Origin of the sequence: Algibacter agarivorans (assembly GCF_039543245.1) — a bacterium.
In the GTDB taxonomy this organism is placed as follows: Bacteria; Bacteroidota; Bacteroidia; order Flavobacteriales; family Flavobacteriaceae; genus Algibacter_G; species Algibacter_G agarivorans.
In genome coordinates, this window is record NZ_BAABJJ010000039.1 from 81,787 (window position 1) to 101,491 (window position 19,705).

The 19,705-nt window shown below is 33.4% G+C and carries 16 protein-coding genes, 1 tRNA gene and 1 pseudogene; 13 read left to right on the forward strand and 5 right to left on the reverse strand.

Features of this window, described 5'->3' with window-relative positions:
- Positions 1–80 precede the first annotated feature (80 nt).
- The 4 genes from gldF (at position 81) to dnaN (ending at position 4,146) form a co-directional block, all read left to right on the forward strand.
- Positions 81–797, forward strand: a complete 717-nt coding sequence (gene gldF, locus ABD935_RS14050) for a gliding motility-associated ABC transporter permease subunit GldF (RefSeq protein ID WP_345193012.1) — start codon at positions 81–83, stop codon at positions 795–797.
- A complete protein-coding gene (locus ABD935_RS14055; protein ID WP_345193014.1) occupies positions 798–1,283 on the forward strand; it encodes a hypothetical protein in 486 nt (161 codons plus the stop codon).
- Complete coding sequence (gene gldG / locus ABD935_RS14060) at positions 1,276–2,943, forward strand: gliding motility-associated ABC transporter substrate-binding protein GldG (protein WP_345193017.1); 1,668 nt, start codon at positions 1,276–1,278, stop codon at positions 2,941–2,943. Before ABD935_RS14055 ends, gldG begins: the two co-directional genes overlap by 8 nt.
- A gap of 84 nt (positions 2,944–3,027) precedes the next feature.
- Entirely contained in the window at positions 3,028–4,146 is a 1,119-nt protein-coding gene (gene dnaN / locus ABD935_RS14065; protein WP_345193019.1) for a DNA polymerase III subunit beta, read from the forward strand.
- Positions 4,147–4,569: 423 nt separating this feature from the next.
- Here the strand turns inward: dnaN and ABD935_RS14070 are convergent, their stop codons facing one another.
- Positions 4,570–4,908, reverse strand: a complete 339-nt coding sequence (locus tag ABD935_RS14070; RefSeq protein ID WP_345193176.1) for a DUF4870 domain-containing protein — start codon at positions 4,906–4,908, stop codon at positions 4,570–4,572.
- A gap of 102 nt (positions 4,909–5,010) precedes the next feature.
- Positions 5,011–5,853 carry a universal stress protein gene (locus tag ABD935_RS14075; RefSeq protein ID WP_345193021.1) on the reverse strand — a complete coding sequence of 281 codons (843 nt, stop codon included), beginning with the start codon at positions 5,851–5,853 and terminating at the stop codon, positions 5,011–5,013.
- A gap of 343 nt (positions 5,854–6,196) precedes the next feature.
- Between ABD935_RS14075 and ABD935_RS14080 the strand changes: the two genes are divergently transcribed.
- From ABD935_RS14080 to ABD935_RS14095, 4 genes are all read left to right on the forward strand, one after another.
- Complete coding sequence (locus ABD935_RS14080) at positions 6,197–6,949, forward strand: DUF3108 domain-containing protein (RefSeq protein ID WP_345193023.1); 753 nt, start codon at positions 6,197–6,199, stop codon at positions 6,947–6,949.
- Positions 6,950–7,061: 112 nt separating this feature from the next.
- Positions 7,062–7,436, forward strand: coding sequence for an FUSC family protein (locus ABD935_RS14085; RefSeq protein WP_345193025.1), 375 nt, complete (start codon positions 7,062–7,064; stop codon positions 7,434–7,436).
- A 130-nt stretch (positions 7,437–7,566) separates the two neighbouring features.
- Entirely contained in the window at positions 7,567–8,619 is a 1,053-nt protein-coding gene (locus ABD935_RS14090) for a M28 family metallopeptidase (protein WP_345193027.1), read from the forward strand.
- 75 nt (positions 8,620–8,694) lie between these two features.
- Positions 8,695–9,705: a M28 family metallopeptidase gene (locus ABD935_RS14095; protein ID WP_345193029.1), complete on the forward strand. Its 1,011-nt coding sequence runs from the start codon at positions 8,695–8,697 to the stop codon at positions 9,703–9,705.
- Between the two features lie 109 nt (positions 9,706–9,814).
- Here the strand turns inward: ABD935_RS14095 and ABD935_RS14100 are convergent, their stop codons facing one another.
- Positions 9,815–9,958, reverse strand: coding sequence for a hypothetical protein (locus tag ABD935_RS14100; RefSeq protein WP_345193031.1), 144 nt, complete (start codon positions 9,956–9,958; stop codon positions 9,815–9,817).
- 219 nt (positions 9,959–10,177) lie between these two features.
- On the opposite strand from ABD935_RS14100, the gene ABD935_RS14105 reads away from it, so the two are divergent.
- The 4 genes and pseudogenes from ABD935_RS14105 to ABD935_RS14125 all read left to right on the forward strand — a co-directional run bounded on the left by ABD935_RS14105 (position 10,178) and on the right by ABD935_RS14125 (position 16,385).
- On the forward strand, positions 10,178–10,894 hold the full coding sequence (locus tag ABD935_RS14105; protein WP_345193033.1) for a hypothetical protein: 717 nt from the start codon (positions 10,178–10,180) through the stop codon (positions 10,892–10,894).
- A gap of 135 nt (positions 10,895–11,029) precedes the next feature.
- Positions 11,030–12,301, forward strand: a pseudogene (locus ABD935_RS16660) (IS1182 family transposase); the annotation flags it as partial.
- A 319-nt stretch (positions 12,302–12,620) separates the two neighbouring features.
- Positions 12,621–14,819 carry a beta-glucosidase BglX gene (bglX, locus tag ABD935_RS14120; RefSeq protein WP_345193039.1) on the forward strand — a complete coding sequence of 733 codons (2,199 nt, stop codon included), beginning with the start codon at positions 12,621–12,623 and terminating at the stop codon, positions 14,817–14,819.
- 183 nt (positions 14,820–15,002) lie between these two features.
- Positions 15,003–16,385 carry a sulfatase-like hydrolase/transferase gene (locus ABD935_RS14125; RefSeq protein WP_345193041.1) on the forward strand — a complete coding sequence of 461 codons (1,383 nt, stop codon included), beginning with the start codon at positions 15,003–15,005 and terminating at the stop codon, positions 16,383–16,385.
- A 106-nt stretch (positions 16,386–16,491) separates the two neighbouring features.
- Here ABD935_RS14125 and ABD935_RS14130 read toward each other — a convergent pair.
- Together ABD935_RS14130 and bshB1 are read right to left on the reverse strand one after the other, a co-directional pair.
- Positions 16,492–16,567, reverse strand: a tRNA-His gene (locus ABD935_RS14130).
- 265 nt (positions 16,568–16,832) lie between these two features.
- Complete coding sequence (gene bshB1, locus ABD935_RS14135; RefSeq protein ID WP_345193043.1) at positions 16,833–17,549, reverse strand: bacillithiol biosynthesis deacetylase BshB1; 717 nt, start codon at positions 17,547–17,549, stop codon at positions 16,833–16,835.
- A 289-nt stretch (positions 17,550–17,838) separates the two neighbouring features.
- Here bshB1 and ABD935_RS14140 point away from each other — a divergent pair, with 289 nt between their 5' ends.
- Positions 17,839–19,668, forward strand: coding sequence for an SLC13 family permease (locus ABD935_RS14140; RefSeq protein WP_345193046.1), 1,830 nt, complete (start codon positions 17,839–17,841; stop codon positions 19,666–19,668).
- Positions 19,669–19,705: the final 37 nt, after the last annotated feature.

Below are 19,705 nucleotides of genomic sequence, written 5' to 3' on the forward strand. Positions count from 1 at the left end.
AATTTGTAGTGGCAATCTGTTAAATTATAAAAAGATTACCACGTCGTTACCTCCTCGTAATAACGTACAAAACAAAACAAATGTTAGCAATACTAAAAAAAGAAATAAACTCATTTTTCGCCTCGCCCATAGGCTATTTGGTAATTGCTGTTTTTTTAGTTTTAAACGGTTTATTTCTTTGGCTATTTAAAGGTGAGTTTAATATCCTTGATTATGGGTTTGCAGAGGTATCCTCTTTCTTTTTATTAGCGCCTTGGATATTAATTTTCCTAATTCCTGCGGTTACCATGCGCAGTTTTTCAGATGAAAAAAAACAAGGCACTTTGGAGTTATTACTGACTAAACCTATTTCGCATTTCAATATTGTTTTAGGCAAGTATTTTGGTGCGTTTATATTAATTCTGTTTGCACTAGTACCAACCTTACTTTATGTTTATACGGTTTATCGATTGGGTAATCCGGTTGGTAATTTAGATATGGGCAGCACGCTCGGCTCCTATTTTGGCTTGTTATTTCTAGTAGCTGCCTATACCGCCATTGGTGTGTTTGCATCAACAATATCCGATAATCAAATTGTGGCATTTATTACATCTGTATTTATTTGCTTTTTGTTTTATATTGGTTTTAAAGGCATTGCAGACTTTACCTCAAGTGATTTCATAGAACAATTGGGCATGAGTGCACATTATAAAAGCATGAGTCGTGGCGTTTTAGATACCCGGGATATTTTATATTTTTTAAGTATTACGGGCTTCTTTTTAATGCTAACCAAACTAAATATTAACAAAGCCAAGTAGATGATAGTAACGCCTTTATTTGTTGTTTTTTTAGTTATTGTATTTATCCTCGTTTGGCTATTTATCAATACAATTGATAAACGTAAATGGCTGACAATTCTAGTAAGTTTGGTGTTAACGCCTATTGTTTATTTTTATCTGTTTTACCCGATGCTGAACATTTTTAGTAGTTATCATCATGAAAAACATTTTGATGATGAGGCTTGGAAAGACAAACCTAGCTTGCGCTATGAAATGAGTAATGAAATTATTGATGATAGTTTACTCATCGGAAAAACTAAAGCCGAAGTAGAAACCCTTTTAGGAAACCCCGAATGGTTTGGTTGGGATGAAAATCTAAAGGCAAATTCAAATCATAAATGGAATTACAATTTAGGATTAGAACCAGGAGCATTTAATAACATGCAGGAGTGCATAGAACTAAAATTTAGGAATAATAAGGTTGAATTAATAAAGCCTTATCAATTAGAAAAGACTTTTGAATAAGAACTTAAAACACATATTAATTCTCGTCATCGCTTTAATTGCAATTAACTTCATTAGCAGTAACTTTTACAAACGCTTCGATTTAACATCAGATAAACGCTATACGTTAAGCGAATCGGCAATTCATGTTATAAAAGATTTAGAATCCCCCATAGTTATAGATGTGTTTTTAGAAGGTAATGATTTCCCTTCGGAATTTAGACGTCTTCAAAAAGAGACCAAACAATTACTAGAAGAGTTTTCCGCAGAAAACAACAATATTATTTTCAATTTTATTAATCCGCTAGAAAACGAATCCACTAGAGCGCGCAATATGCAGCAACTTACTCAGCGTGGCTTAACACCAATGCAACTTAGCGTTCAAGAAAGTGGAAAATCTTCGCAAGCCGTTATTTTTCCTTGGGCGTTGGCGAGTTATAATGAAGAAACCGTTGTTATTCCTTTAGTAAAAAATAAAATTGGTGCAACACAACAAGAACTCGTTAGTAATTCTGTACAACATTTAGAGTACGCTTTCGCGGATGGATTTAGTAAACTCATTAAACCAAAACGTCGTAAAATCGCCATTTTAAAAGGTAACAAGCAGTTAGAGGATAAATACATTGCCGATTTCGTTAAAAAACTAGGCGAATATTATTTTATAGCGCCGTTTACTTTAGATAGCGTTGCTAGCAATCCTCAAAAAACACTTGCAGATATTAAAGCCTTTGATTTAATAATTTCTGCAAAACCTACCGAAGCCTTTTCTGAAGAAGAAAAATTAGTATTAGACCAGTATACCATGAATGGTGGCAAAAGCCTGTGGCTCATTGATGCCGTAGCTATAGAAAAAGACAGTTTATACAACGCTAGCGGAACTAATTTTGCAGTAAATAGGGATTTAAATTTAACCGATTTCTTTTTTAAATATGGCGTTCGTATAAACCCAGTTATGGTAAGTACGCTTTACTCTGCACCTATTACTTTGGCTATGGGCGAAGGGAGCGAATCTCAATTTCAGCATTTAAAATGGCCGTATTCGCCATTGGCAGGTTCTAGTAGCAACCATCCTATTGTCAATAATTTGAATTTAGTAAAATTCGATTTTGCCAATCAAATGGATACCCTAAAAAATAACATCAAAAAAACCATTCTTTTAGAAACGGCGCCTTTAACAAGATTAGAAGGCACACCAAAAGAGGTTAGTTTAGAAGTAGTCACTAAAGAACAAGACCCCACATCCTTCAACAAAGGCAATCAAACGCTTGCTGTTTTATTAGAAGGTGAATTTAATTCGGTTTACAGTAATCGTATAAAACCATTTAAACTTCTGGAAGAAAAAGATAAAAGTATCGCAACAAAAATGATTGTAATTGCAGATGGCGATGTGATCAAAAACAATGTGATTAGAAATGCTCCCCAAGAATTAGGTTTTGATAGATGGACTGGACAAACATACGGCAACAAAGAATTTTTACTGAATGCCGTTAATTACTTATTGGACGATAGCGGACTTATAAACATTCGTTCAAAGGAAATGGCAGTAGCCTTCTTAGATCAGCAAAAAATAGCAGCTCAAAAAACCAAGTGGCAACTTATAAACATCTTATTACCACTGGTGTTATTAGCCATGTTTGGTTTAGTGTTCAACTACCTCCGAAAGAAAAAATACACTTCTTAAATGTTAATAAGTTTGTTTCCAAATATAAGCAGTTTGGAATATATTTGTAAGTAGCATAATTACAAACTAAACGAAGCTTTTTAGATGAAATTTATAGTATCAAGTACTTATTTATTAAAACAATTACAGGTTTTAGGTGGCGTTATTAATAGCTCAAACACCTTACCGATTTTAGATAATTTTTTATTTGAATTAGATCATACCAAACTAACGGTTTCGGCTAGCGATTTAGAAACTACTATGGCTTCTACTCTAGATGTGGAAAGTGACAACAAAGGCAGTGTTGCTATACCTGCGCGTTTGTTATTGGATACTCTAAAAACCTTTCCTGAGCAACCTTTAACCTTTGTTATTGAAGACAATAACACGGTTGAAATTAGCTCTAATCATGGTAAATATGCTTTGGCTTATGCCGATGGGAATGAATTTCCAAAAGCCGTGGCACTAGAAGACCCTAGTAAAACGGTTATAACTGGCGATGTTTTAGCAACTGCCATTAGCAAAACTATTTTTGCTGCTGGAAACGACGATTTACGCCCTGTAATGAGTGGTGTGTTTTTTCAGTTTTCAACAGAAGGCTTAACATTTGTAGCTACAGATGCTCATAAATTGGTAAAATATACGCGAGAAGATGTAAAAGCAAATCAGGTCGCTGAGTTTATTATGCCTAAAAAACCTTTGAATCTTTTAAAGGGGATTTTAGCAGCAAGTGAAGATGATGTAACGATTGAATACAACGAAAGCAACGCGAAATTCACGTTTGAAAATTCAGAATTAATTTGTCGTTTAATTGATGGGAAATATCCAAATTACGAAGCGGTAATTCCTAAAGAGAATCCTAATAAATTAGTAATAGATAGAAATCAGTTTTTAAACTCTGTGCGTCGTGTTAGTATTTTTTCTAACAAAACAACACATCAAATACGTTTAAAAATTGCTGGTGCTGAACTTAATATCTCTGCTGAAGATATTGATTACAGTAATAAAGCCGAAGAACGCTTAACGTGCGATTATCAAGGTGATGATATGCAAATTGGCTTTAACTCACGTTTTTTAACAGAGATGTTGAACAACTTAACTTCAGATGAAGTGCAGTTAGAAATGAGCATGCCAAATAGAGCTGGTATCTTAACTCCTATTGATGGTCTTGATGAAGGTGAACATATTACGATGTTGGTGATGCCTGTGATGTTGAATAGTTAAATTCCTGCTAATCCCGATAGCTATCGGGAAGGAATCTCATGATATAAAAGTGGTAATCTTTAATTAGGTTGCTGCTTTTTTTTGTCGCCCCTGCCTGCCGGGAGGGAGGCTAAGACGCAAAGTTTTAATTATGGAAATAACCATAATGCATCATGTTTTTTTTTTAATTTCTATTTTGTTTTAATCTACTTCAAATTGAACATAACAATTTAACTTAATACTTGATTTCTCAGGAAAGCAACGAGCTAGGTTTAACTCATGATAAAAAACATTAAAACGATTTTTTATCGTAGAATCATCAAACGAATCTCTCCAAAAATACAGCGCCTTTCAGTTTTAAAAACATGAGCTAACTAACAAGTGCGTTAAAGATTAAGGTCCCAACAGCTATCGGGATTAGTAGGAATTCACTAACTAACAAAACTAAGAGATAAAAGTAATAGTAAATGGGTATACTGGAGTTTCGCCTCGGCTTGCTTTTATAGCATTTACAATAGGAAATATAACCGATACTATTCCTAAAACTATAAAGCCGAGCAGTCCTAAACCGAAAAACAGGATTAACGGTACACAAATAATGCACCACAGGATTAAACTTAATTGAAAGTTTATAATGTTTTTACCGTGCGCATCCATATGATACACTTTTTCCTTTTGTGTAAGCCACAGTACCAATGGTAATAATAAACTACCAAAGCCTGTTACTAAGGTTACTAATTGACTTAAATGGGTAATGACTAAAAGTTGATTATCTTGACGCATGATGATTATTATGTATTGATTGACACTAATATGACGCATGAAAACCAAAAATGTTACATCGATTGAATACCATTTCTGTTATAAATTCTAAATATTTAAGAATCAATTGGAAATTTGCATAACCAAAAGAGGGATATCAATTTTAAATGCAAACTTCTCTACGGTATGTGTTGTAAACAAACGTTCTAAAAAAGAATGTTTTTTATTCATTATGGCTAGCATTTTAATGTCATTATTCACAATATAATTATGAACCGTATTAAACATATCTGCGCTATTTGTATCTATAAATTCATGATTAGCTTCACTAAAATTGGTCTTAAAAAATTCCATATTATCATAAGCATCAGAAACCAAATGGTTTTGATCCGCAAGATGTACGATGTGCAAAAACGAATTATTTAAAATCATCATGTCATTCAATGCTTTTAAATCTTCAATATTAAATAGTTTTAAATTAGTAGTCACAAAAACAAGTTTATCCAATACTTTAAACTTACAACCTTCGGGTATTGCTAAAACAGGGGTTTTACAACGTTGCATAACACGAACCGTATTACTTCCAAAAAGTATTTTCTCCAACCCAGAAGCGCCTTTTGTCCCCATAACAACCATGTCGATGTCATGCTTTTCTGAAACTTGATTTATAGAATCTATAAAATTATCATAGTCTACAATGGAATAGAAATTATGCTTATCATTTTTCTTCTCTTCTTTTACTTTTGAAATAATGTTATTTATAGACTTTTTAGCAGCATCAATCAACGTTTTATAAATAGTAGCCGATGACCCAACTAACATCATATCATCAGAAATAAAAGACGATGCCTTTTGCACATTTAGAATATAAAAACGGCAACTTTCATCCTTGAATAATTCCATGGCATAGTTAATGGCATTCATAGAATTTTTGGAAAAATCTGTGGGTAGTAGTATGTTTTTCATCACAACAAAAAATTGATTTCTAAGTAGTCTTTGGTCGTAAACACAGCAACATTAAATTTGTTTCTTTTTGCACCCTTTCCACTTGTTTTTAATAGCCTGATGCTAGGCTTCACCTCATAAAAAGTAAATTAAAATGACATAAAAAATAATTCAAATTATAAAAATAGTCTGTTTACAACCAAACACTAGGTAAATATAGAAGTCAACCCTAAGTAAAACTATGACAATTATCAGGTACTTTGCACATATTGTAATTCAAATAAAAATTAGCATAATAATTGAAAGCATTGTATTTTCGGCACAATAAATGTTAACTGGTACGTTATAACTTAAATATAATTTTATGCTGCGTATATCTTTTTTATTAGTTTGCTTATTTACATTATCATTAAGTGCCCAAAACAATGCCATTGGTGCTGGCGAAAAATTGACTTACACCGCTTCTTATAACATGTCGGGTATTTTAACAGATTTAGCACAAGTTACCATGCAAACCAGTGCTGTAAAAACATCTAAAACCACGCTTTTAAGATTAAAATGCACGGCAACTACTTACAGTAAATGGGATAGTTTTTTTAAGATCAGGGATTTATATGAAAGCTATGTAAACCCAAAAACCTTAACACCATATTTGTATAACAGAGATATTAATGAAGGTACTTATTACAAGAACATGAAGTACACCTTTAGCCATAAAACAAAAACGGTTAAAACAATCCAAAAGAAAAGGAAATACGAAGAAAAGAAAACCGTTTCTATAGGTTCTGGCACAAAAGATATTATATCAACATTATATAGTTTAAGAACATTTGATATGACTAACTTGAGCAAAGGAACAAGTAAAGTATTTACAATTTTATTCGACAGAGAGGAAGTTAAAGGCAAAGTAACCTATTTAGGTAAAGAAACCATATCTACAGCTATTGGCAATAAAGCATGTTATAAACTATCTGTAGGTGCCGTTGATTCAAATACCGTTAACGGTACATTATGGTTTACCGCCGATGAAAACAAAATACCTGTATACGGGAAATTTAAAATACCAGTTGGTAATGGTGAATTAAAAATAAAGTCGGCTACAGGATTAAGAAACTAAGCAATTATGAAATGAGCCATACAAAAGGTTGAAACCAACCGAAATGTTAATTGGCGAATTACACTATGACTCCCGATAGCTATCGGCATAAAAAACAAATAAATATCTACAGATGAAAAAACTGTTTACCATTTTAGCAATAATAGCCTCTGTATTGGCCATTATCCTTTCTGTTTTACCAGTATCTAATTTAGCCATTATACCTGCTATAGCCGCACTAATATTTGGACTAATAGCATTTTATCTATCTAAAAAATCTGGGCAAGTAAAAAAAATCATCCAGTTTACATTTCTATTAACTAGTATAGCCCTGGTAATTACTACTTATAAAGCCATTTTTACAGTAACTGAAGTCGCTAATACAGACGTTTTAGAAGCCACAGAAACTAAACTTGAAGAGGACGCTATTGAAGAATTAGATGGCTTAGAAATTGATGATATTGAAATTGATGACACCGACTTAGAAGATATTTCTTTTGAAGAATAAGTAATTTCCGCTCTAATATGTATATTTGTACTCGATTCAAAAAATTGAACTAACACACCAATAAATCATCTCTTCTAAAAGAGAAAATTTAGGTTGTAAGTTTCGTGTAATTAATAATTGATTAATATAGATGAAGACCTTTTATTTCCTCTCATTATTTACACTAGTTGGGACCTGTTCTACACCAAAATATACTGCTAAAATTCAAAATCTAAAAGACAGCATTCAGTTATCCGACAGTACTTTAGTCGCCAAATACACCAATACCATAACGTCTGACGAGTTGAAGACACATTTATATAAATTTGCTTCTAATGAATTTGAAGGCAGAGAAGTTGGTGAACCTGGACAGAAGTTAGCAGCCGAATTTTTAAAATCTTATTACCAAAATGAAAATATTGAATCACCTTATGGTGGTGATAATTATTTCCAAACCATTCCATCTAGTTTCTTTTTAAAAGACATAAAAAATTCTGAAAATGTCTTGGCATATATTGAGGGCTCTAAAAAACCCGATGAGCTTATTATCATTTCGGCACACTTAGACCACTTAGGCATTTCTATAGACGGAAAAATAAATAATGGTGCAGATGATGATGGATCTGGTACAGTTGCTCTTATGGAAATGGCTCAAGCTTTTAACATAGCTAAACAAGAAGGCGTTGGTCCAAAACGAAGTATTTTATTTCTTCACTTAACCGCAGAAGAAATTGGAAAACAAGGCTCAGAATTTTACACAAAGTATCCTGTGTTTCCTTTGGATAACACTATTACCAACTTAAACATCGATATGATTGGGCGTGTTGATGACATACATAAAAACAACAAGGATTATATATATTTAATAGGTTCAGACAGATTAAGCAAAGAGCTTCATTATATCTCTGAAAAAGTAAACAACACCTATTTTAATATCAATTTAGATTATAAATATAATGCTGAAAATGATAGTAATAGATATTACTCTCGTTCAGATCATTACAATTTTGCGCTTCATGGTATTCCTGTAATTTTCTACTTTAATGGGGAACATGAAGATTATCACAAGGTTAGTGATACGCCAGATAAAATTGACTATCCTTTATTAGAAAAACGTACCAAACTCATTTTTGCTACGGCTTGGCAAATTGCAAATCAGGAGCATCGTGTGGCTTTAGACAAAGACCACGAACTGTTAAATTAAGCTAAAAACAACACGTCCCTTAATTCATTTTTGTAATATAGTATCTCAATGAATTCAATAAATTAAATTTATAGTTTGAAAAATCTAGCAATTCTTTTTTGCGCTACAGTATTAATTACATCTTGTAGTTCATCACAAAATAAACCTGAAAAATCTGCAGACCCAGAAATTTACGCAAAAACCATTACGGCTTCCGAGCTTAAAGATATGCTCTATACCTATGCTTCTAATGATTTTGAAGGCAGAAAAACAGGCCAACCTGGACAGAAAAAGGCCGTTGAGTTTATAAAGAGTCATTATGTAACAGCAGGTATTGTATCTCCAATTACAGCAGGTGATTATTTTCAAGAGATTCCAGCATCGTATTTTAACAAAAGTGGTATTGAAGATTCAGAAAACGTTCTAGCTTACATAAAAGGTTCTGAAAAACCTGATGAAATAATTATCATTTCTGCGCATTTAGACCATATTGGCATTTCTGGAAATGATGATATTAATAATGGTGCCGATGATGATGGGTCGGGCACCGTTGCGATTTTAGAAATTGCTGAAGCTTTTAAAGCTGCAAAAAAAGCAGGTCATAATCCAAAACGATCTATCTTATTTTTACACGTTACAGGCGAAGAAATAGGTCTTTTAGGATCGCGATATTATGCTGATGTCGACCCTGTTTTTCCTTTAAAAAACACCGTAGCAAACTTAAACATAGACATGATTGGTCGCGTTGACCCTAAGCATGAAGCCAGTGGCAAAAACTACCTATATTTAATAGGTTCTGATAAATTGAGTAAAGAATTACATAATCTTTCTGAAGACGTAAACAAGGAGTATTTCAATTTGGAATTTGATTACACCTACAATGACGATAACGACCCTAACCGTTTTTATTACCGTTCAGACCATTACAATTTTGCCAAAAATAATATTCCTGTCATCTTTTATTTTAATGGCACACATGCCGATTATCATAAACCATCAGACACCCCTGATAAAATTAATTATGAGTTTTTAGAAACGCGTACAAGATTAATTTTTCATACCGCTTGGGAATTGGCTAATAGGGATGAGCGTGTGAAGGTGGATTGAAAAGTATCGTTATCCCTCCATTTGAGGACATTATAAATTATCAAATAATCCATATAACTAAGTTAGGTAGAATAGCCCATCGAGGGACGTAATCAAACCAGTAAAATTATTAGGTTTCTAAGTTTTTAATCCTATCTTTTAAGTATTTTAATTCATCCCGCCAAAGTTGTTTATCATCATAAGAGTCAAAGGAATTAAAGGTTTCTACCCATTTAGATTCTAAATCCTCAACATCCATTTCTTCTATATCCATAATTTTAATAGTTTTAAAGATTACTCTATTCTACCTAACCCGCAAAGCATAGGCTCTGCATCGGCTAAGGTCAGTATTGTTAATTTAATTATTTTCTAAATCGCTAGGCAACTACAACCTAACTAGGCATAAAGCTTATAGATGCAGAGCAAACGGGTTTTATGTATATGCTCCGCATCTACAACCCTTATGCTTTGCGGGTTGTAAGCAATTTGAGAAATGAGAAAACTGATAATAATTGGAATAATATTTTCGACTTTAATTTCTTGTGAATACTTAAACCAATTGAGTTCGGACAATTCTCTGACTGAAAAAATTGAAACGGAATTCAAATCGGAATCGGAAATAATAGACCTAAAGAATCTGAATGAATTTGATTGGGATAATCTATTAATTCTTGGACCATATTCTGTAGTCGACAACATAGAAAAAGAGCTGAATTTAGACTTGGAAAATATAAGAGAAAATGGAATCGAATATGATGATTCAATCAATCTTTTAGTTTTCTTAAAAAACGGGAAGTCTATTAAGATTTCAGAAGTTTCAAGAAGAATTGGTGATTTTTCAAATTTGAGAAATTTAATATCAAAAGAAAGTGCGAAATTCATCAAAACCGAAAATGGAACTAATGTTTTGGTGGAAAACATAAATGGAAAATTAGTGAAAAGAGTTGGCGGAATTCCATATAATGCATTTTTTGCTGAAAAAGAAAATAATAGCAATTGGTTTTTAATCAACTCTATTCACAATCACAAAAACAATGCTCAAATTTCAATTTATGATTATGAAACTGGAGAATTAATCTTAAACAAAAGATTCTTCAAAATTTGTCCAATCGATGAATTGAAACTCATTGAAGATTTAAAAAGGGAAATTGAATTTTTTGATGGAGAAAAAATCCAACTAAAAGACAATTGTTATTTACAAACGAATTAAAAAACTGCTTACAACAATGGCTATAAGTAATTGCTTGTTCTCGCCTACTTCTGAAAATCCTCGCGGATTTTCAGTTTGGTGTGTACTTGCAAAGTTAAATGCTAAACCACGCAACTACTCATAGCCCAAACCGTTGTAGATTCTCTTAATCTGAAAGAACTTGGTTTTCGTTTGGATTACATTGAAAACGGACCTCCTGCATATCATCCATCTGTTTTACTTAAACTTTATATCTATGGATATATGAACCGTGTGCGCTCTTCGCGTCAGTTAGAAGAAGAATGCAAACGTAACATTGAAGTCATGTGGTTACTAGAATCTTTAACTCCTGACCACAATACCATTAGCAATTTCAGAAAGAACAATGCAAAAGCAATTAAAAAGGTCTTTTTTGCAACTGTGCAAATAGCTCGTAATTTTGGACTTATTGGAGCAACTTTAATTGCTGGCGATAGCACTAAATTTAGAGCGCAAAACAGTAAAAAGAATAATTTCAATCAAAAGAAAATACAACGACACTTGGATTACATTGACACTAAATTGGCTCAGTATAATAAGACCTTAAATTCTTGTGAAAACGATGACGAAAAAGAGGATATAAAAAATGACATTGATAAACATAAAGGGCGCAGAAAGCAATATGAAAAACTTGAGAAACAGTTAAAAGAATCAGCAGAACCACAAATATCAACATCGGATCCTGATAGCAAACACATGATTGTTCGCAACAATATTACAGAAGTAGCTTACTGCGTACAGAGTACCGTTGATGCCAATTACAACATCCCTTTTGATTATTTAGTAACTAATAAGAATGACTCCAAAGCTATGGGGCAAATGCTACAAAGAGCTAAAACTATTTTAAGAACAAACACTTTTACAGCACTCTATGACAAAGGTTATCATACAGGAAGTGAATTTGAAACCGCCAATAGATTAGAAATATAAACGCTTGTCGCAATTCCCGTAATTGGAAGAGCTTCTCAAGCTCCCAACCCAGCCTACAACTCCGAAAAATTTAAATACAATAAAGAACAAGATACCTATACTTGCCCTGAGGGCAACACGCTTAAAAGTAACGGAAGTACTTACAAGGCTCGTAACTATAGATTTAAACAATACAAAACCAATAAATGCTAAAAACTGCATTGTAAGAGACTCGTGCACAACCTCTAAAACAAATGGGAAGTATTGCAACGAAGTGAACATCAGCAATATATTGAAGAAAACGCTAAACGTGCACAAGGGAACCCCACAGCATATAAAAAAAGACAAGCAATAATAGAGCATCCATATGGCACCATAAAAAGACAATGGGGATTTAATTACATAGCGACTAAAAGGACAAAACAAAGAGCAGGTGCCGATGTCGGCTTTATGTTTATCGCTTACAATTTAAAAAGAATTTAGAATATCTTGAAGACTAATAAAACGGATTTTTATAAACCTAAAAAGGCCATATCATGGCATATAAACTCAATTTTAAACTTATTTGACGCGCTTTTAAAAGAAAAAATAGAAACCCAATTTCAAACGCAATTTTAAAACTAAAAAATGTATTTTAGTCTAAATTTTAAAAATAGCAGGAAGTTATTAGACAGACTGACGTTGTGTTTAATAAAAGTTACCAAAGGTTAAAAGATTTAATTTTATTTATATAATTTTAGACCTTGAAAATGTAAAATAATTAATAAGTAATATAATGAAATGTAAAATTATTATTGTAATGTCAGCAGTTATTTTATCTGCTTGCACTGGAATACCTAAATCAAGTATTGTAGAAACCGATGAACAAATAGAAACAATACTGAGTAAGTTAACTCTTCAAGAAAAAGCTGGACAACTTAATTTAATCCCCATTGAAGGTGAACCTACCGAAGCGCACCTTAAAATGATAAGAGAAGGCAAAGTAGGAAGTGTGTTGAAGGTAAATGGTGTAGAAAATATAACCAAACTTCAAAAAATTGCAGTTAATGAGTCCAAATCAGGAATACCTATTCTTTTTCAAGAAGATGTGATACACGGTTATAAAACTATAGCACCCATTCCAATAGCAGAGGCGGCAAGTTGGGATTTAGAGGCTATACGTAAATCGTCAGCTGTTGCAGCACGAGAAGCAGCAGTATCGGGTATTAGCCTTACATATGCACCAATGGTTGATATAAGTCGAGACCCTCGTTGGGGACGATTATTGGAAGCTGCTGGTGAAGATCCATACTTGGGGAGTCTTGTTGCAGCAGCCAGAGTAAAAGGCCTACAAGAATCCAATGAAAATGGTAAAAACATTTTAAGTTGTGTAAAGCATTTTGCAGGCTACGGTGCATCCTTAGCAGGTAGAGATTACAATATTCAGGATTTCTCAGAACGTGAATTACGCGAAACATACTTGCCTCCATTTCAAGCAGCCATTGATGCTGGTGTTGCTAGTTTAATGTGTGCTTATTCAGCTTACGATGGTGAGCCATTAACTGCTAATCAGTTTTTAATGCAAGATGTGCTGAGAGATGAAATGGGCTTTAAAGGTCTAGCAATGACTGATTGGGAAACCATTAAAAATCTTGTTAAAACTGGAGTCGCAGAAAATGATACGATTGCCACAATAAATGCAATGGACGCTGGTATTGATATGGATATGAATTCAGAAAAATTTGTAAGTCTGTTACCTGTTTTGGTTGAAACTGGTAAAATATCAATAGAACAAGTTGATAATGCAGTAAGACGCGTACTTATCCTTAAAAAGAAGGCAGGATTACTCACTGATCCATTTGCGAATTTAAATATTGAGGAAGAAAAGAAAGAACTGCTTTCGGAAAGAAACATTGCTGAAACAAAGGATATAGCTTTAAAAAGTATGGTTCTTTTAAAAAATAATAAGCATGTTCTTCCAATTTCATCCAATGTTAAAAACATTGCGGTAATAGGCCCTATGGCAAAAGCAACCAAAGATTTATTAGGTTGGTGGCATTGTAAGGGTAATGAAAATGATGTTGTTACTTATTTTGAAGGCATTTCTAAAAAGTTTGAAAATGCTAAAATTACATATGCAAAGGGATGCGATATAGACAGTTTTAAAATTGCAGGTAAAGATTTAATTCCAAAAGCTGTTAAAACTGCTCAAATAGCTGATGTTGTTATTCTTGTTCTTGGCGAAGAATATTGGATGAGTGGCGAAGGTGGAGGAACAGCATCATTACATTTGCCAGGTGCGCAGGAAGAATTATTTGAAGCTATAGCAAAAACCGGGAAGCCAATAATTACAGTAATAAATGCTGGCAGACCCTATATTTTGACTAATATTGATGCGAAATCCGACGCCGTCCTTTATGCTTGGATGCCTGGAACAACTGGAGGAACTGCTTTAGCGGAAATTCTTTCTGGTGAATTCAACCCGCAAGGTAAAACACCTATGACATTTCCTTACCACGAAGGTCAAATACCAATTTTTTATAATTATCGCAGAACAAGTCACAGGTTTGTACCGGGCTTAACAGATAACCGTTACTCTACCACATATCGTGATGTTCAAAATGAGCCATTATATCCATTTGGATACGGATTAAGTTATACCAGTTACGATTATTCTGATATTGAATTAAATTCAAAGGAAATGACCGAGAACGGTTCAATTACTGCTACTGTTAAAATTTCAAATACAGGAAAAGTAAAAGGAACTGAAGTAGTACAACTGTATATTGGAGATAAGGTTTGTTCTGTTACGCGTCCTGAAAAAGAGTTAAAAGACTTTACACTAGTTGAAATTGAACCAGGAGAAACTAAAGCGGTTTCATTTGAAATAACCCCTGATAAGCTTATGTTCATAGGTAAAGGAAAAGCGTATAAAAAAACCATTGAAAAGGGTGAGTTTAACCTTTTTATAGGTAAAAACGCTAACGAATTGAAACAAACAACCTTTATATTAAAATAAATATTAGGTAAAAATTAGAAAGTACTAAATACAATAACGCATATAAAACATTAGGGATTTAGCGAGTTAATGGGTTTATATCTAATCAATTCCGCTAAATCCCTAATTTTATTGTGAGAGTTTCAGAGTATAATACCGGGAGAAATAGTTAGTAATTAATTGATAATGAAATAAAAAACACGAATGAAAAATTTTATCACTTGTTTAATAGGCATATTAACATTAAGCAATATTATTATTGCGCAAGAAAAGCCAAATATCATTGTCATATTATCTGATGATGCAGGTTACGCCGATTTTGGATTTCAAGGCAGTGAAATTATGAAAACACCTCACTTGGATAAATTAGCTAGTGAAGGAATGAAATTTAAACAAGCTTACGTAACGGCAGCGGTTTGTGGTCCTTCCAGAGCAGGTTTGTTAACAGGCCGTTACCAACAACGATTTGGTTTCGAAGAAAATAATGTTTCAGGATACATGAGCGAATCATGTTTGGCTGATGACGAGATGGGCTTACCGCTAGACCAAAAAACCATTGGAGATTATATGAAATCGTTAGGTTACAGCACCGGATATTTTGGAAAATGGCATCAAGGTAGCACAGATAAGTTTCATCCTTTGAATCGTGGCTTTGATAAATTTGTTGGGTTTCGTGGTGGTGCCAGAAGTTATTGGGAATATAACAATGAAAACCCAATAAATAACTTAGAGAACAGGCTGGAGTATGGAATGGGTAACTTTAAAGAACCGAAACAGTATCTTACAAAAGTTTTAACACACGAAGCCATATCATTTGTAGAGGAAAACAAAGACAATAACTTTTTTTTAATGTTGGCTTTCAATGCTGTGCACGCCCCAATGGAAGCTGAAAAAGCAGATTTAGACGAGTTTCCGAATCTTGAAGGTAAAAGAAAGTATCTGGCAGCAATGACTTTATCTATGGATAGAGAATGTGGCTTGTTGTTTAAAAAATTGGAAGAGCTTGGATTAGATGAGAATACATTAATTATTTTTACAAATGATAATGGTGGACCTACAGATTCCAATGCATCTGTTAATTTGCCTTTAAGTGGCACAAAAGCCAATCATCTTGAAGGCGGAATACGTGTTCCGTTTATTATTAAATGGCCTAATGTGATAGCTCCGAATTCAGAATATGACTTTCCGATAAGTACGCTTGATATTTTACCCACATCATTTATGGTATCGGGCGGTGTTTCCGATTCTTTAAAAAATATAGATGGAGTTAATTTATTTCCCTATTTAACAGGAGAAAATAAAAATAGACCACACGAATATCTTTATTGGAAAAAAGAAAACAGAGGTGTTATTAGAGAAGGAGATTGGAAGTTGATTCGTTTCCCTGATAGACCTGCAGAATTATATGATTTGTCCATGGATATTTCTGAAAAAAATAATCTGGCATATGAGAAGCCTGAAAAGGTTGCTGATTTATATAAAAAGCTTTTTGAATGGGAATTAACGCTTGTTAGACCTTTATGGCAACTACAAAGAATATACGAAGGAAATGCTATGGAAAGAATGGATAAGTATTGGAATAAATAGTAATGCTCTATACACAACAAAGAACTGAGTTGAAAAACAAATAGAATTCATTCAAGTTACAACCACAAAAAAAGCCTTTCAATTTCTTGAAAGGCTTTTACTTTTTGGGTGGAAGACCGGATTCGAACCGGCGACCCTTGGTACCACAAACCAATGCTCTAACCAACTGAGCTACAACCACCATGTATTTTTATTATCTGAAGCTTAAAAAAAGCTTTAATAAAAGGAGGGCTCTAACCAATTGAAAGAAAACCACCATGTGTTTTTTTATTTTAAAACTTTAAAAAAGTTTTGCAAAAAGGAACGCTCTAACTAACCAATAAAGAGCAACCATGTAACTTGCATTTTACAATGCGAGTGCAAATGTAATTTATTTCAATGGTATCTACAAAGACTTTTTTAATATTTTCTATTGAAATTTAAAATAAAAATAGCCCATATATCTAACTACTTTAAATCGAACAAGCTATCTACCGCAACATAACGTTCAACCGTAAAACCTTCGGCATGCTCTACGCCTACTAATCGTCCTAAATCTCTGGCTCGGTAAATAATACTATCCGTAAAGTTTTTACTAGATATAGGCGTTTCTGGCGCTGTACTCTTGGCATCATAAAACTGAGTTTTATAAGCCAATACTGCTTCCATTTTTTTATCCATAAACCCAGAAACATCAACTACTAAATGAGGTTCTAAATTTTTCCATTGCATATAATGATACACTTGTTTTGGCCGCCATGCATTTTGCAAGGTTCCATCAAGAGTTGTCTCAATTTTAATCAATCCGCTTAAAAAACAAGCATCGCTTACTAGTTTACTTCCCTTGCCGTGATCAATATGCCTATCATCAATGGCATTACAAATCACAATTTCTGGTTGATGCTTCCGTATCATTTTTATGACTTCTAATTGATGTTGTTTATCATTCACAAAAAAGCCATCTGCAAACCTAAGATTCTCTCTAGACACTACCCCTAATATTTTAGCAGACTCAGCAGCTTCAGAGTCTCTAGTCTCAGCTGTACCACGCGTTCCCAATTCGCCTCTGGTTAAATCTATTATGCCCACTTTTTTTCCGTTTGCTACCTCTTTCGCTATAGTGCCTCCGCAACCTAATTCTACATCATCTGGATGTGCGCCAATAGCAAGAATATCTAATTTCATACTTGTTTTTTTTAAATTTTTACCCAAGGCTTTTCGCTTAATCAAATCATATTTTTCAATAAAAAATGATAGAATCGCAAATCTCCTTATAACGAAAACGTATTCGTTAACATTTTCTTCATTTTATACATCCTAAATATAACAATAATTGAAAAATGTTCCCGCTATCCAAAGCATGACATTAATCATAATTCTACAGGAACATCTACTGTAATTTTACACTACATTTATACGCACTATAATATAAAGTGCTAAAACTAATAAACAATTATAATATATGATCTATTTAATGCTCACCATTTTAGTAATTACCATTGGCCTCTTTGTTTGGGGAAAGTTTACACCAGACATTGTAGCGCTGATTTCCATGTTGAGCTTATTTCTAACAGGTATTTTAGATTCTAAAGAAACATTAAGTGGATTTAGTAACCCAACGGTTATTATGATTGCTGCCCTCTTTATTATAGGTGAAGGTATTGCACAAACAGGGTGGACGGCTTTAGCTGGTAAGAAATTTGTAGAATGGGCTGGAAAAAGTGTACCAAAGCTATTAGTGATTATCACCCTTGGTGCTGGTATATTATCTGGATTTGTTAGTAATACTGGTACGGTAGCTACACTAATGCCCCTAACGATATCTTCTGCTTGGAGCATTGGAACACTACCTTCTAAAATGCTGATGCCAGTTGCTTTTGGATCTAACACTGGTGGATTATTGACTTTAACAGGTACACCGCCAAACATTATTGCAAGTAATGCCTTAGTAGAATCAGGTTTTGAAGGGTTTTCATTCTTTGAGTTCGCATTAATAGGCGTACCATTACTTATTGTAGCCATATTATACTTTAGGTATTTAGGCCATAAATTATTACCAAAAAACAAAACCAATAATAAGCCTGTAAATATTGAGTCTACATTACACAATTGGATTGAAGCTTATAAGATTGATAATGGTTACTACCGTTTACGTGTTAGATCAATCTCTCCGTTATTAAACACAAAATTAGAAGCATGGCAATTTGAAAAAGATTATAATGTATCTATTATTCGTATAAAAAGAAGACATCCTAATGTATTAAAAAAAATACCTCAATTTATAGAGTTCCCAGACCCTAGTACAGAATTTCTTTATCATGATATTATTACTGTGAAAGGAGAAACGGAAGCCATAAACAAATTAATGATTACATTCAGATTAGGCCTTTTACCTTTAGAGCCTATTACTGACGAATTGAAGCACAACCTTATTAACCAAGAGGTTGGTATGACCGAAGTTATTGTAAACCCTAACTCGATGTTGGTGGGCAGAAAATACAAACTAGGTGATTATTTTAAACGTTTTGGCATCCAATTATTAGCTGCCTCTAGAAATAGAGAACCTTTATTGGATAAAGAAATTACCGTAAAAGCTGGAGATGCCTTTTTAATTAGAGGTACTTGGGAACATATAGACGATCTAAAAAAACAACACGAAAATCTAGTCATTATCGGTAGTCCTGAAGGAATGGCCAAAAATGTAGAAAACCTTAGTTCAAAATCTTTTATTGCTTTGGGAGCATTGATACTCATGATTATTTTTATGGTGTTTAAGATTGTTCCAGGATCAATGGCTGCATTAATTTCTGCAGGTGTAGTTTTACTAACGGGATGTGTACCAATTTCAAAAGCATATAAAGGCATCAGTTGGACAAGTGTTGTTATGATTGCTGCTATGATACCAATGGGAATAGCACTTCAAAAAACAGGAACAGCACAATTAATCGCTAACGCGCTTGTTGATTATTTAGGTGCTATACATCCAATATTCTTATTAGGAGGTGTGTTTTTACTAACCACAACGTTTAGTCAAGTAATCAATAACTCAGCAACGGCAGTATTAATGGCACCAATAGCCATACTTGCTGCTAGCTCATTAAACCTATCTCCTGAACCATTTATGATTGTAGTTGCCATTAGTGCATCAACAGCCTTTTTAACTCCAATAGGCACCACAACAAATGCTATGGTAATGACCGCAGGTGGTTATAAGTTCATGAATTACCTGAAAGTAGGTGCGCCTCTCTTATTACTATTTTTTATCATAACTTTAATACTCGTACCAATAATATGGCCCTTTTAAAATAAAAATTACCAATAGGAACCTTTAAAATAAATTA